The sequence below is a fragment of the Pseudomonas kilonensis genome, from assembly GCF_001269885.1.
GTDB classification, from domain to species: Bacteria; Pseudomonadota; Gammaproteobacteria; order Pseudomonadales; family Pseudomonadaceae; genus Aquipseudomonas; species Aquipseudomonas kilonensis.
Genome location: NZ_LHVH01000028.1, coordinates 37,092 through 49,866, shown reverse-complemented (window position 1 = coordinate 49,866; position 12,775 = coordinate 37,092). Strand labels below are relative to the sequence as shown.

Sequence of the window (12,775 nt, the reverse complement as noted above, 5' to 3'; positions counted from 1 at the left end):
TAATGAAAAACCCGCTTCGGCGGGTTTTTTTTGCACTCAATTTCAAGACGGACATGCTTTTTGTGGCGAGGGGATGTATCCCACACTTTGTGGGAGCAAGGCTTGCCCGCGATGCAGGCGATGCGGTCTTTCAGAAGTCGAGGCGCCTGTTTCGCGAGCAAGCTTTGCTCCCACAGCCCAGCCTCGCCACAAAGGATCTGCGCCAGCCTTGAGCGCAATCGTCATTCGAAGTGACACCTGCGGTAATTGCCCCACCCCCCATCCCTGCCTAGTCTTCAACCATCACCCTCTTGGAGATCGCTCATGCAAGGCCCACTGGCATCGCTCAAGGTTCTGGACTTCTCGACCCTGCTGCCCGGGCCGTTCGCCTCGCTGTTGCTGGCGGACATGGGGGCCGAGGTGTTGCGCATCGAGTCGCCGACCCGCCAGGACCTGCTGCGGGTACTGCCGCCCCATGACCAGGGGGTATCGGCCAGCCACGCCTACCTCAACCGCAACAAACGCAGCCTGGCCCTGGACCTCAAGCAGCCGGAAGCGTTGGCGGTGGTCACGCAGCTGCTGGCGGACTACGACATCCTGCTGGAACAGTTCCGCCCCGGCGTGATGGCGCGACTGGGCCTGGGTTACGAGGCCTTGAAGGCGATCAATCCGCGGCTGATCTATGTGTCGATCACCGGCTACGGCCAGACCGGGCCCTACAAGGACCGCGCCGGTCACGACATCAATTACCTGGCCCTGGCGGGGCTGGCCAGCCACACCGGTCGTGCCGACAGCGGTCCGTTGCCGCTGGGGATCCAGGCGGCGGACATCGCCGGTGGTTCGTTGCACGGGGTGATCGGGCTGTTGGCGGCGGTCATCGCCCGTCAGCAAACCGGGCAGGGTCAGCACCTGGACGTGAGCATGACTGACTGTGTGTTCAGCCTCAACGCCATGGCCGGTGCCGGTTACCTGGCCTGCGGTGTCGAGCCGGGTTGGGAAAAGCAGATGCTCAACGGCGGCAGCTTCTATGACTATTACCGCACCCGCGATGGTCGCTGGATGTCGGTGGGCAGCCTGGAACCGGTGTTCATGCAGGCGTTGTGCGGGGCCTTGGGGCGTCCGGAGCTGGCGGCCCAGGGGTTGTCCCCCAAGCCTGAACAACAACACGCTCTTAAGCAGGCACTGCAGGCCGAGTTCGAGAAACATGACTTTGACGAGCTGTGCAGGGTGTTTGCCGGGATCGATGCGTGCGTCGAGCCGGTGCTGAGCCTGGAGGAGGCTTTGCGGCATCCGCAGTTGCAGGCTCGAGAGCTGGTGACACAGGTGCCCCGGGGCGATGGTTCGAGCCAGGCGCAGATAGCTTGCCCGTTGAGATTTTCCGAAGGGTTGCCCGAGCCACGGCATATTGGCGCGGGGGTGGGGGCGCATACGGATCAGGTGTTGGGGGCGTTGGGGTTTAGTGCGCAGCGGATCGCTCAATTGCGGGATGCCAAGGTGATTTTGTAGTGCCCTTTGGGGCCTCTTCGCGAGCAAGCCCGCTCCCACAGGGATTTGTTAACACCGAAGATCCAGTGTGGGAGCGGGCTTGCTCGCGAAGGGGCCAGCCCAGTTACCACAAAAACCTGCTATTCCACCCTGGTCTCCCCACTGAACACCAAGGTATTACGGCAACTACGGCACAAATACCGCCGCCCCTGGCGCACCAGGCTGTGGCGCTGGGCCGAGAACGGGAAGTCGCTGCCGTCGCAGGGGCATTTGTAGATGTAGCGGGTCACGCTGCGGCGTTTGATTTCGTAGGTGTGGCAGCGGTTGGGCGGCAGTTCGTAGACCCCGCGCATGATCAGTTGCCATTCTTCGCCATGGGGCTGGATGCGTTCGCCAAACAGTTGATGGGCGATCAGGTGCGCGACTTCATGGGCGACGGTCTGCTTGAGGAAGTCTTCGGCGTTTTCCCGGTACAACTGTGGATTGAAGCGCAGCAGGTTTTCATGCAGGTGCGCGACACCAGCCTTCTGGCCACGCAATTTGAAGCTGACCACCGGGCGTTTGAAAGGACGTTTGAAAAAGGATTCGGCTTGTTGGTAACACTCTTCGACGCGGGTATTGAGTTGCTCGAGCATGCTTTACGGGTCTCCAGAAGCCCGAGTATGCCGCAAGCGTCGGCCGTTGCGAATCGTCCAGGCGCTCAGTGGTCGTTTCGCGCGGCTCAAACACAGGAAGGCCGCCTTGCGGCGGCCTGTGTCGGCAGATCCTGCTTTTTTATTGGAGGGTACTATCGGGACGGTTTCAATCCTTCAACTGGTATAGACCGGGCCGACGCCCAGCCCCCAGACGATGACCGTGAACGCCATGATGGCCACCAGCACCACGAGGCCGACGGCGAGTACCGAACTGGAAAACAGAAAACCTTCGTCCTGGGGAATGTTCATGAACGTCGGCAGGCCCACATACAGCAGGTAGACCGTGTAGCAGATCGCCGCCGTGCCGACGATCATTCCCAGCCACATGTGCGGGTAGAGCGCCGCCAGGCCGCCGATGAACAAAGGTGTCGCGGTGTAGGTGGCGAATGCGACGCAGCGGGCCAGGCTCGGGTTGGCGTCGTAGGTACGGGCCATCCAGTGGATGAAGGCGCCCATCACTGCCACCCCGCCCAACATGGCCAGGTACGACATGACGGTCATCCACAGCGCACTTTCCTGGGTGAGCATGACCGGCGGACGATTGCCGATGACCCATCCCACCTGCGTGGTGCCGATGAATGCCGATACCGCGGGAATAGCCGCCAGGATCAGCGTGTGGGTGAGGTACATGTGGCTGATGCTTTCCTCCTGATCGCCACGGATTTCTTTCCATTCTTGATCAGGGTGGGTAAAGAGCCCCACGACATGATGGATCATAGTCAGTCACTCCTTTGTTATTGCCATCGCCCCCCAACGGAGCGCCTACGGGCCAAATGGCCGGGTAAGTGAAGGTCTGTAAGTGTGTGCGACCTTATGTCGCAGTATAGAAAGGAGTCACCCCGAGGGGGATGGGGGGCTTAGAGCAAATCGCGCTGTCGGCCGTGGTGCTAATCGCCGATGGGTCTGTACACAACCCTTGGCAAAGAAATTCACCTTGTAGCGAGGCGATTGTGGGAGCAAGGCTTGCCCGCGATGGAAGCGATGCGGTCTTTCAGAAACCGAGGCGTCTGTTTCGCGAGCAAGCTTTGCTCCCACAAACCCTGACCACAACAGTGGTGCATCAACTCTTCGCCGAAAGCCGGTTTTTGCGTAAAATGCCGGCCTTTCGTCACACCTCACGGATTTCGCGTCATGGGCACTCTTACGGTCAACCAGAACAAACTGCAAAAGCGCCTGCGCCGCCTGGCCGGTGAGGCGGTCGCCGATTTCAACATGATCGAGGACGGCGACAAGGTCATGGTCTGCCTGTCCGGCGGCAAGGACAGCTACACCTTGCTCGATGTGCTGATGCATCTGCAGAAAGTTGCGCCGATCAAGTTCGACATCGTCGCGGTGAACATGGACCAGAAGCAGCCCGGGTTCCCCGAGCATGTGCTGCCGGCCTACCTTGAGTCGCTCGGCGTGGAATATCACATCGTCGAGAAAGACACCTATTCGGTGGTCAAGGAACTGATCCCCGAAGGCAAGACCACCTGTTCGCTGTGCTCACGCCTGCGGCGCGGAACGCTCTACACCTTCGCCGATGAGATCGGCGCAACCAAGATGGCCCTGGGGCACCACCGCGACGATATCGTCGAGACCTTCTTCCTGAACATGTTCTACAACGGCTCGCTCAAGGCCATGCCGCCCAAGCTGCGCGCCGATGACGGGCGCAACGTGGTGATCCGCCCGCTGGCCTATTGCAACGAGAAAGACATCCAGGCCTATTCGGATTTCAAGCAGTTCCCGATCATCCCCTGCAACCTGTGCGGCTCCCAGGAAAACCTGCAACGCCAGGTGGTCAAGGAGATGCTCCAGGAATGGGAACGCAAGACCCCGGGTCGTACCGAGAGCATTTTCCGCGGCTTGCAGAATGTCATTCCGTCGCAACTGGCGGACCGCAACCTGTTCGACTTCACCAACCTGCGCATCGACGAAAACGCCACGCCGCGGTTCGTCAATGTGGTGAACCTCTGACTCTACCGATAGTTATTACGGCGCTTTCAAGCGCCGTTTTCATTTTTAACCCCCAGGAGAGGGCATGCGCGATTACAAGTGGCTGCACGAGTACTGTCTGAACCGCTTCGGTTCGGCGGCTGAGCTGGAAGCCCACCTGCCGGTGCCCAAGACTGCGGCGCAACTGCGCAAGATCGGCGACGACCGTTACCTCTCGACCATGGCGCTGCGGGTGTTCCGCGCCGGGCTCAAGCACAGCCTGGTGGACGCCAAGTGGCCGGCCTTTGAAGAGGTGTTCTTCAAGTTCGACCCGGAGAAAGTCGTGCTGATGAGCGCCGAGCACCTGGAGCGGTTGATGCAGGACGCGCGGATCATCCGCCACCTGGGCAAGCTCAAGAGCGTGCCGCGCAACGCGCAGCTGATATTGGACGTGGCCCATGAAAAGGGCAGCTTCGGCGCGCTGGTCGCCGACTGGCCGGTGACCGACATCGTCGGCCTGTGGACCTACCTGAAAAAGCACGGCCATCAACTGGGCGGCCTCTCAGCGCCGCGCTTTTTGCGGATGATGGGCAAGGACACCTTCGTGCCCAGCTATGACGTCGTGGCCGCGCTCAATGCTCAGGAGATCATCGACAAGGTCCCCACCAGCCTGCGGGACCTGGCGACGGTGCAAAATGCCTTCAACCAGTGGCATGAAGAGAGTGGGGGGCGGCCGATGTCGCAGATTTCGATGATGCTGGCTTACACCGTTAATCATTGAAACCGTGGTGAATTCATCGCGAGCAAGCCCGCTCCCACACTGGATTTGTGAACGCCGAAAATCCAGTGTGGGAGCGAGCTTGCTCGCGATAGCGGCCTATCAGGCAATGGCGGGTTCACCTTCTCCCGCCAACCGCCGATTCAACTGAAACCGCCAACGCACATACAGCAACGCCGAGCAGAACACGGCCACGCTCGCCGCCATTTCCAGCACGCCGAACAGTTGCCGGTTCGGGTCATAGGCCGCCAGCGCGCCCTTGATAAAATACAAATTCACCACGAAGCACATCCACGAGTGTCCGCGGGCGCTGCCGGTGAGCATGCCGGGGGCGAGTAGCAGCAGCGGCACCAGTTCGATCAGCAGAATCACCCAGGGGCGCGCGCCGTGCAGATCGGCGATCAGCAGGTAGTACGCGCTGAGCAACCCCACCAGGCCGAAAAAGCACAGCAGGCTGAGGACGCGGGCGAGGCGTACGCGCGGTTCCAGCCATTGGATGGAAGGCAGGATCTTCGGCTTCTTAGCCACGGCCGTTCTCCAGCAACAGGGCGGTTTTCGCCAGGCGCAAACCCAAGGCGCGGCACAGGGCGACCTCATGTTCGTTCAAGCCGCTTTTGCCGTCGGCCCCGGCGTGATGGCTCGGGCCGTAGGGCGTACCGCCGCCCTGGGTGTCGATCAAGGCCGATTCACTGTAGGGCAGGCCGGTGATCAGCATGCCGTGGTGCAGCAGCGGCAGCATCATCGACAGCAGGGTGGTTTCCTGGCCGCCGTGCAGGCTCGCGGTGGAGGTGAATACCCCGGCCGGTTTGCCCACCAGCGCGCCGGTCAGCCACAGGTTGCTGGTGCCGTCGAGAAAGTACTTGAGCGGCGCGGCCATGTTGCCGAACCGGGTCGGGCTGCCCAAGGCCAGGCCGGCACAGTTCTTCAGGTCATCGAGGCTGGCGTAGAGTGGGCCTTGCTCCGGGATGTCCGGGGAAACCGCTTCGCACTCGGCAGAAATCGCCGGGACCGTACGCAACCTGGCTTCCAGCCCGGCCTGCTCGACACCACGGGCGATCTGCCGGGCCATTTCGTTGGTGGAGCCGCTGCGGCTGTAATACAACACCAGGATGTACGGCGTGGTCACGGCAGGATCTCCAGGATTTTCTCCGGCGGACGGCCGATCATGGCCTTTTCCCCGGCTTCCAGAATCGGCCGTTCCATGAGCTTCGGGTGGGCGGCGATGGCGGCGATCAACTGGGCCTGGCTGAGGCTTTCGTCGGCCAGGTTCAAGTCTTTGTATTCGTCCTCGCCGGTGCGCAGCAATTGCCGGGCGGTGATGCCGAGCTTGCCCAGCAGGCGTTCCAGGTGCGCGGCGTCGAGCGGGGTTTCCAGGTAGCGGACCACGGTGGGCGTCAGGCCACGGGCCTCCAACAGTTCCAGCGCACCGCGGGATTTCGAGCAGCGCGGGTTGTGATAAAGCGTCAGATCGGTCATGAGCGGGTCGCATCTTGCGTAAGGTGGCGGCTATTCTACTGTGCCGCGAAGTCCCTAGCACCTTAGACAGGCGACGGGTCGCAGCAGCGTTCACATTCAGACAAGGATTGGCACATGGCAAGGCGATTGACGGCGGCACTGACATTCATCGGCATTTTGTTGCTCTCCGGTTGTGGGAACGACTACGGCGTGGACCAGAACGGCCAGGCCATTGCCTCGCAGCGGTTGGACAAACAATGGGTGGTGCTCAACTACTGGGCCGAATGGTGTGCGCCGTGCCGTACCGAAATCCCGGAATTCAATGCCTTGGCCGAACAGCTCAAGGGCCGCAACATCGGTGTGTTCGGGGTCAACTTCGACCAGGTACAGGGCGAAGAACTCAAGAGTGCCAGCGACAAGATGGGGATTCGCTTCACGGTGCTGGCCCGGGATCCGGCCGAGATCTTCGACCTGCCTCGCAGCGAAGGGCTACCGGTGACGTACATCATCGATAACCAAGGCAAGGTGCGCGAGCAGTTGCTGGGGGAGCAGACGGCGGCGGGGGTGATGGCCAAGCTTGAGGCGTTGCAGGCGCTGTAGGAGCTGTGATCGTTCCCACGCTCTGCGTGGGAATGCAGCCCGGGACGCTCTGCGTCCCAAAAGCGGAACGCGGAGCGTCCCCAGAGGCGTTCCCACGCGGAGCATGGGAACGATCAAGTGGGGCCGGTGCTCAGCCCTCTTCCAGCCACCAACGCAGCGGCTTGCCCTGGGCCGGCCAGAAGCGCATTTGGTCGATGGGCGAGATGTCCCAGCGTTCGACCTTTTCCAGGGCCTGCAAGAAGCGCGTTTCTTGCTCCATCACCGCCGGGGCACAGCGTTTGCGCGTGCTGCCGATCTTGCCGAAGCTCAAGCGGTGGCCCTCCTGGGTGTAGGGCGCGAACCAGTGGTTGCAGCCGCCGTTGCCATAGGCACGACCGTCATCCCCAAGGGTGATGGTCAGGTGGCTGTAGTCCATCAATGGTCGTTCACCGATCCACTCCAGGATGTAGCTGCGGTTGTGTTGCAACTGCACAGGTTCAGCGGCACACCCCATCAGGCTCATGCCGATCGACGCGGACAGGGCCAGACGTTTCATCAGGCGGCTTCCTGGCATTTCGGGCATAGGTGTTTTTCACCCACGGTGGTCCAGCCCAGTTCGGCGATCCGTGCGGTGGCGGCCGGTTTCTGGGCCTTGACGCCGAGCTTGGCATCAACGGCGAATTCGAAGCTCAATTCTTTGGCGCAGCTATCGCAGTTGACCTGCCAAGTGTGGATCGCCAGTTCGCCGAACACCGGACCGGTGGCCATGGCGGTCCATTGGCCCATGGGCTTGAGCAGGTGCCGCACGGTGTCCACGGTCAGGCGCATGGACAAGTCCTTGCTGCCCTTGAGCGTGACGAGCAACACATCATTGGCCTGGATCGAACCGCCATTGCCGGTGACCTGGTAGCGGCCCGGCGCCAGCGCGCGGACTTCGGTCAAGGTGTGCTGGGGGTTCATCAGGGTGTAGCGGAAATCGTGTTCGGCCATGGGTCCTCCAAATAGGCGCGACATGCTAGCACGGGGCATGGGTTGGGATGGTCAACCACGAATCTTGCCGACGAAACTCCATCCCTAATGTGGGAGCGGGCTTGCTCGCGAAGGCGGTGTGTCAGCAACACATAGGCTAACTGAAACACCGCCTTCGCGAGCAAGCCCGCTCCCACAGGGGGGACTGGGAGGATCAGCTGTCTACCAGGTTTTGCGGCGTGCCGGCCGCCCAGGCGGCGATGTTGTCCAGGGTGGTCATGGCAATCGCTGCCAACGCTTCATGGGTCAGGAACGCCTGGTGGGCGGTGACAATCACATTGGGAAAGGTCAACAGCCGTGCCAGCACGTCATCCTGCAAGGGCAGGTCGGAGCGGTCCTTGAAAAACAACTGGGCCTCTTCCTCGTAGACATCCAGGCCCAGGTAGCCCAACTGGCCGCTTTTCAGCGCCTCGATCAAGGCCGGTGTGTCCACCAGGCCGCCGCGTCCGGTGTTGATCAGCATGGCGCCGCGTTGCATCGCGGCAAGCGATTGAGCGTTGATCAGATGCCGGCTCTGTTCGTTCAGCGGGCAATGCAGGCTGATGATCTGCGCTTGCGCGAGCAGATCGGCCAAGGGCAGGTAGCGGGCGCCCAAGGCTTCGACCTGCGGGTTGGGGTAGGGGTCGTAGGCCAGCAACTGGCAGCCGAAGCCGGCCATGATCCGCGCGAAGGTAGCACCGATCTGCCCGGTGCCGATCACTCCGACGGTCTTGCCCACCAAGTCGAACCCGGTTAGCCCATGGAGGCTGAAATTGCCGTCCCGGGTGCGGTTGTAGGCGCGGTGCAGGCAGCGATTGAGGGCCATGATCAACGCCACGGCATGTTCGGCCACGGCATGGGGCGAGTAGGCCGGCACCCGGACGACGCTCAAGCCCAGGCGATGGGCGGCGAGCAGGTCGACATGGTTGTAGCCGGCCGAACGCAGGGCGATCAGCCGTGTGCCGCCTTCGGCCAGCCGCTCCAGCACCGGGGCACTGAGGTCATCGTTGATGAAGGCGCACACCACTTCATGCCGTTCGGCCAGGGCCACGGTGTCGAGGTTCAGGCGGGCGGGCTGGAATTGCAATTGAAGGCCCGCGGGCGTCGGGGCCTGGGTGAAACTGTCGCGGTCGTAGGTCTGGCTGCTGAAAAAAATCACGCGCATGGCGGCCTCCTGGCAGAAAAAACTAGCCTGTAGGAGCTGTCGAGCGAAGCGAGGCTGCGATCTTTACGCTGACAATTGAGTCGCAAGCGAAAGATCAAAAGATCAAAAGATCGCAGCCTCGCTTCGCTCGGCAGCTCCTACGGTCCGGGGTCGGAGCATGGATTTTCAGCGATTCCGGTTCCAAGGGTATTGCCCTGGATCAGGCGCTGATACGCGCCTCGCTCGCCAGGCGGTTGATGGCCCGCTCCAATTCTTCCAGGGCGGCGGCGGCCTTGGGATCCTGTTGCTTGAGCAGGGTTTCGCTGCGCTGGCAGGCCGCCCGCAATTGCGGTACGCCGCAGTAGCGGGTGGCGCCGTGCAGGCGGTGGACGCGTTCAATCAGCGCGTTGTGATCGTTGGCCTCGCAGGCCTGGCGGATCGCTTCGCGGTCGGCTTCCAGGGACGCCAGCAGCATCGCCAGCATGTCCGCCGCCAGGTCGGCCTTGCCGGCGGCCAGGCGCAGGCCTTCTTCGTGATCGAGCACCAGCAGTTCGCTGCTGCCCTGGGCGTCGCCGCCGCGCTCCGGCGATTGGTTGCGCAGGGCCAGGCCGGTCCATTTGAGCACCACCTGGGCCAGTTGCCGCTCGCTGATGGGTTTGGTCAGGTAATCATCCATGCCACTTTGCAGCAGGGCGCGCTTTTCGTTGGCCATGGCGTGGGCGGTGAGGGCGACGATCGGCAGCGGCGTGCAGTGCCGCTCGCTTTCCCACTGGCGGATCGCCTCGGTGCTCTGGCGCCCGTCCATGCCGGGCATCTGCACGTCCATCAAGACTAGGTCGAAGGTTTCCTTCTGTACGGCCTTGACCGCCGCATAGCCGCTTTCCACCGCCAGCACCTTGGCGCCCATGTCTTCGAGCAGGGTCTGCACCAGCAACAGGTTGGCCGGGTTGTCGTCCACGCACAGCACTTTCGGGGCGCGGCTGGAAACCGGTTCATGGGGTTCGCTGCGGGTCGGGCGTGGGTTGACCAGGTCGGAAAGCGAGCGGCGCAACTTGCGGGTGCAAGCGGGTTTGGCCTGCAACTGACTGTGAGGGTTGGGCACCGAGAGATGGTACAGGGTCTGTTCGGTGGTGGGGCACAGCACGAGCACTTTGCAGCCCAGGTGCTCAAGGTCCCAGATGTGTTGGTTGAGGCGCTCCGGTGGCATGTCGTTGCTGGTGATGCCCAGCACGGCCAGGTCGATGGCCTGATCGGTCTGGTGGGCGACGGTGATGCCGTTGGTCAGGCTTTCCAGGGTGTTGAACGGCGTCACTTGCAGGCCGCAGTCTTCGAGCTGGTGCTGCAACGCCTGGCGGGCCAGTTCGTGGTTCTCCAGCACCGCCACGCGCCGGCCCAGCAGCGGCGGGCCTGGCAGGTCTTCGGCATCGTCACGGGTCTTGGGCAGGCGCAGGCTGATCCAGAACTCCGAACCTTCGCCCGGTGTGCTGTCGACGCCGATTTCCCCGCCCATCTGTTCCACCAGGCGCTTGGAAATCACCAGGCCCAGCCCGGTGCCACCCGGTTGCCGCGACAGCGAGTTGTCGGCCTGGCTGAACGCCTGGAACAGCGCTCGCACATCCTGGTTGGACAGGCCGATACCCGTGTCCTGGATGCTGATGCGCAACTGCACGCTGTCTTCGTGCTCGTCTTCGAGCATGGCCCGGGCGACGATGGTGCCCTCGCGGGTGAACTTGATGGCGTTGCTCACCAGGTTGGTGAGGATCTGCTTGAGGCGCAGCGGATCGCCCACCAGCGACAACGGCGTGTCCCGGTAGACCAGGCTCACCAGTTCCAGCTGCTTGGCGTGGGCGGCGGGGGCGAGGATGGTCAGGGTGTCCTGCAGCAGGTCGCGCAGGTTGAACGGAATGTTGTCGAGCACCAGCTTGCCGGCCTCGATCTTCGAAAAGTCGAGGATCTCGTTGATGATCCCCAGCAGGCTGTCGGCGGATTTCTCGATGGTGCCCAGGTAGTCGAGCTGGCGCGGGGTCAGTTCGCTTTTCTGCAACAGGTGGGTAAAGCCGAGGATACCGTTGAGCGGCGTGCGGATTTCATGGCTCATGTTCGCCAGGAACTCGGATTTGATCCGGCTCGCTTCCAGGGCTTCCTTGCGAGCCAGGTCCAGCTCGATGTTCTGGATCTCGATGGTTTCCAGGTTCTGGCGCACGTCTTCGGTGGCCTGGTCGATGCTGTGCTGCAATTCTTCCTGGGCGTTCTGCAAGGTACTGGCCATGCGGTTGATGCCCGAGGCCAGTTCATCCAGCTCCTGGCTACCCAGCGGCGGCAGGCGGGTTTCCAGATGGCCGTCCTTGAGTTGCGCCACGGCCTGCTTGATCTGGCTCAGTGGACGGTTGATCGTGCGGCCCATGCGCAGGGCCAGCAACGCGGTCAGGCACAGGCCGGCGCCGATCAGCAGCAGGCTGGCGAACAGGCTGCGATAGCCGCGCAGCAACATGCCGCTGTGGGACAACTCCAACTCGACCCAGCCCAACAGGCGGTCGGCTTCTTCGGGAATCAGTTCGCCCGCCAGGTTGCGGTGCTTGCCGAATACCGGCAGCAGGTAGCGCGTGGCGTCGTTGCCGGTGCGTTGCAGTAGCTGCGTGCTGTTGCCCTCCGGCGCCCGGTTGAGCATGGTCGGGCCGGCGTGGGCCAGCGGTATGCGGTCGGGGGCGAGGAAGGTTACGGCGCGCACGTCCGCCTGTTCGAGGGACTGGGTGGCGATGCGCTCCAGCAGATCGGTGTCCTGGCGGCTCATGGCCGGGGCGACCAGCGGGGCCAGTTGTTCGGCGATCATCTCGCCACGTTGCAGCAACTGGGCGTGCAGGTCCGATTGCTGCATCCAGGTGAAATAGCCGCCCAGGACCAGCGCCATCAGGCTGGTCGGCAACAGGGTCAGCAACAGCACGCGGCCTTTGATTCCCAGTTTCTTGAGCACACTTGTCTCCTGCATCCAGCGTCTGATTGAGCGGTGCGCGCATCCGGCACGCATTACCTGCGCAGTGTAGCGATTTGCGGGCGGGGGATCTTTGTAAAATTCGTGTCCGCCGTGCATCACCAGTCTCAACCCTGGAAACCCGTTCGATCCTGCTCTACCTCCCGATGGAGGTCACATGTCCGTTCTCCCTCCCCAATCGCCAGCCAAACTTCACTGACACTCAGCAAGCGCGCCAATTGCGCCATCCGCAACCGAGGCACACCCCGCACGCTCCAGTTCGTCAGGCATTGAGGGCTAACACGTAGTACCTCGGCAAAAGCCGACGGGGCGATGTCGTACTCTTCCAATAGGTTGCGCAAGCGTTGCCCGCAGGCCTGTCGGGCGCTGGTCTGTGGATCTTTTTGTTTCGCGTTGACCATCGTTATTGCTCTGCATCTTGCTCGTACGTTTAGCGGTGCGACTGTAAAGAACACGGTGTAAAGCCAGATAGCCTTGACCGCTTGGTTACCAATACAAAAGGAACGAACCCACAAACAGGCAGGAAGAGTGCTTACAGACGGTGCTTACAACAGATATGCATGCACGATTTGACCGTTCAGATCTGTAGGAAAAGCATTCTGTGGAGTACCGAATCGACTACATGGGCCTGAGTATCAGGCGCTCGCGAGGATCCGGTGGCGAGTAGACAAGCTCCCCCGCAACGCAGCACACGCCTCGCTTATTCCCATAAGCCATAACCCCCTTACTTTGCGTGATATGGCCGCGCC

General features: G+C 62.1%; 13 protein-coding genes. 4 read left to right on the top strand and 9 right to left on the bottom strand.

Annotated features, from left to right (window positions below):
• The first annotated feature begins 303 nt into the window (after positions 1 to 303).
• Entirely contained in the window at positions 304 to 1,485 is a 1,182-nt protein-coding gene (locus AD662_RS21595) for a CaiB/BaiF CoA transferase family protein (RefSeq protein ID WP_053189712.1), read from the top strand.
• A gap of 119 nt (positions 1,486 to 1,604) precedes the next feature.
• Here AD662_RS21595 and AD662_RS21590 read toward each other — a convergent pair whose 3' ends face one another.
• Both AD662_RS21590 and AD662_RS21585 read right to left on the bottom strand, forming a co-directional pair.
• Entirely contained in the window at positions 1,605 to 2,099 is a 495-nt protein-coding gene (locus AD662_RS21590; protein WP_003204703.1) for a SprT family zinc-dependent metalloprotease, read from the bottom strand.
• A gap of 174 nt (positions 2,100 to 2,273) precedes the next feature.
• Positions 2,274 to 2,876 carry a Yip1 family protein gene (locus AD662_RS21585; protein ID WP_018610315.1) on the bottom strand — a complete coding sequence of 201 codons (603 nt, stop codon included), beginning with the start codon at positions 2,874 to 2,876 and terminating at the stop codon, positions 2,274 to 2,276.
• Positions 2,877 to 3,290: 414 nt separating this feature from the next.
• Here AD662_RS21585 and ttcA point away from each other — a divergent pair, with 414 nt between their 5' ends.
• Positions 3,291 to 4,115: a tRNA 2-thiocytidine(32) synthetase TtcA gene (ttcA, locus tag AD662_RS21580; RefSeq protein ID WP_003178962.1), complete on the top strand. Its 825-nt coding sequence runs from the start codon at positions 3,291 to 3,293 to the stop codon at positions 4,113 to 4,115.
• A gap of 64 nt (positions 4,116 to 4,179) precedes the next feature.
• Positions 4,180 to 4,854, top strand: a complete 675-nt coding sequence (locus tag AD662_RS21575) for a DNA-3-methyladenine glycosylase I (protein WP_018610318.1) — start codon at positions 4,180 to 4,182, stop codon at positions 4,852 to 4,854.
• Between the two features lie 99 nt (positions 4,855 to 4,953).
• On the opposite strand, the gene AD662_RS21570 is transcribed toward AD662_RS21575, so the two are convergent.
• From AD662_RS21570 to arsC, 3 genes are read right to left on the bottom strand one after another with little or no spacing between them, the layout of a single operon-like run.
• Positions 4,954 to 5,379, bottom strand: a complete 426-nt coding sequence (locus tag AD662_RS21570) for a DUF2069 domain-containing protein (protein WP_053189711.1) — start codon at positions 5,377 to 5,379, stop codon at positions 4,954 to 4,956.
• On the bottom strand, positions 5,372 to 5,977 hold the full coding sequence (wrbA, locus tag AD662_RS21565; protein WP_003204695.1) for an NAD(P)H:quinone oxidoreductase: 606 nt from the start codon (positions 5,975 to 5,977) through the stop codon (positions 5,372 to 5,374). Before wrbA ends, AD662_RS21570 begins: the two co-directional genes overlap by 8 nt.
• Positions 5,974 to 6,327, bottom strand: coding sequence for an arsenate reductase (glutaredoxin) (gene arsC, locus AD662_RS21560; protein ID WP_018610326.1), 354 nt, complete (start codon positions 6,325 to 6,327; stop codon positions 5,974 to 5,976). The genes wrbA and arsC overlap by 4 nt, the downstream gene beginning before the upstream one ends.
• Before the next feature lie 114 nt (positions 6,328 to 6,441).
• Between arsC and AD662_RS21555 the strand changes: the two genes are divergently transcribed.
• Positions 6,442 to 6,906, top strand: coding sequence for a TlpA family protein disulfide reductase (locus tag AD662_RS21555; RefSeq protein ID WP_053189710.1), 465 nt, complete (start codon positions 6,442 to 6,444; stop codon positions 6,904 to 6,906).
• 130 nt (positions 6,907 to 7,036) lie between these two features.
• Here the strand turns inward: AD662_RS21555 and AD662_RS21550 are convergent, their stop codons facing one another.
• The 4 genes from AD662_RS21550 to AD662_RS21535 form a co-directional block, all read right to left on the bottom strand.
• Positions 7,037 to 7,441 carry an META domain-containing protein gene (locus AD662_RS21550; RefSeq protein ID WP_018610330.1) on the bottom strand — a complete coding sequence of 135 codons (405 nt, stop codon included), beginning with the start codon at positions 7,439 to 7,441 and terminating at the stop codon, positions 7,037 to 7,039.
• Positions 7,441 to 7,875, bottom strand: coding sequence for a hypothetical protein (locus AD662_RS21545; RefSeq protein ID WP_018610332.1), 435 nt, complete (start codon positions 7,873 to 7,875; stop codon positions 7,441 to 7,443). Before AD662_RS21545 ends, AD662_RS21550 begins: the two co-directional genes overlap by 1 nt.
• Positions 7,876 to 8,068: 193 nt before the next feature.
• Positions 8,069 to 9,058, bottom strand: a complete 990-nt coding sequence (locus tag AD662_RS21540; protein WP_053189709.1) for a 2-hydroxyacid dehydrogenase — start codon at positions 9,056 to 9,058, stop codon at positions 8,069 to 8,071.
• A gap of 199 nt (positions 9,059 to 9,257) precedes the next feature.
• Positions 9,258 to 12,008 (bottom strand): response regulator, encoded by a 2,751-nt coding sequence (locus AD662_RS21535; RefSeq protein ID WP_018610335.1) that lies wholly within the window; start codon positions 12,006 to 12,008, stop codon positions 9,258 to 9,260.
• Positions 12,009 to 12,775: the final 767 nt, after the last annotated feature.

Excerpts from the sequence above, each read along its gene's own strand:
- AD662_RS21550 (WP_018610330.1), bottom strand. The coding sequence starts at position 7,441 with ATGAAACGTCTGGCCCTGTCCGCGTCGATCGGCATGAGCCTGATGGGG.
- AD662_RS21545 (WP_018610332.1), bottom strand. The coding sequence starts at position 7,875 with ATGGCCGAACACGATTTCCGCTACACCCTGATGAACCCCCAGCACACC.
- arsC (WP_018610326.1), bottom strand. The coding sequence starts at position 6,327 with ATGACCGATCTGACGCTTTATCACAACCCGCGCTGCTCGAAATCCCGC.
- AD662_RS21575 (WP_018610318.1), top strand. The coding sequence starts at position 4,180 with ATGCGCGATTACAAGTGGCTGCACGAGTACTGTCTGAACCGCTTCGGT.
- ttcA (WP_003178962.1), top strand. The coding sequence starts at position 3,291 with ATGGGCACTCTTACGGTCAACCAGAACAAACTGCAAAAGCGCCTGCGC.
- AD662_RS21590 (WP_003204703.1), bottom strand. The coding sequence starts at position 2,099 with ATGCTCGAGCAACTCAATACCCGCGTCGAAGAGTGTTACCAACAAGCC.
- AD662_RS21595 (WP_053189712.1), top strand. The coding sequence starts at position 304 with ATGCAAGGCCCACTGGCATCGCTCAAGGTTCTGGACTTCTCGACCCTG.
- AD662_RS21540 (WP_053189709.1), bottom strand. The coding sequence starts at position 9,058 with ATGCGCGTGATTTTTTTCAGCAGCCAGACCTACGACCGCGACAGTTTC.
- AD662_RS21585 (WP_018610315.1), bottom strand. The coding sequence starts at position 2,876 with ATGATCCATCATGTCGTGGGGCTCTTTACCCACCCTGATCAAGAATGG.
- AD662_RS21555 (WP_053189710.1), top strand. The coding sequence starts at position 6,442 with ATGGCAAGGCGATTGACGGCGGCACTGACATTCATCGGCATTTTGTTG.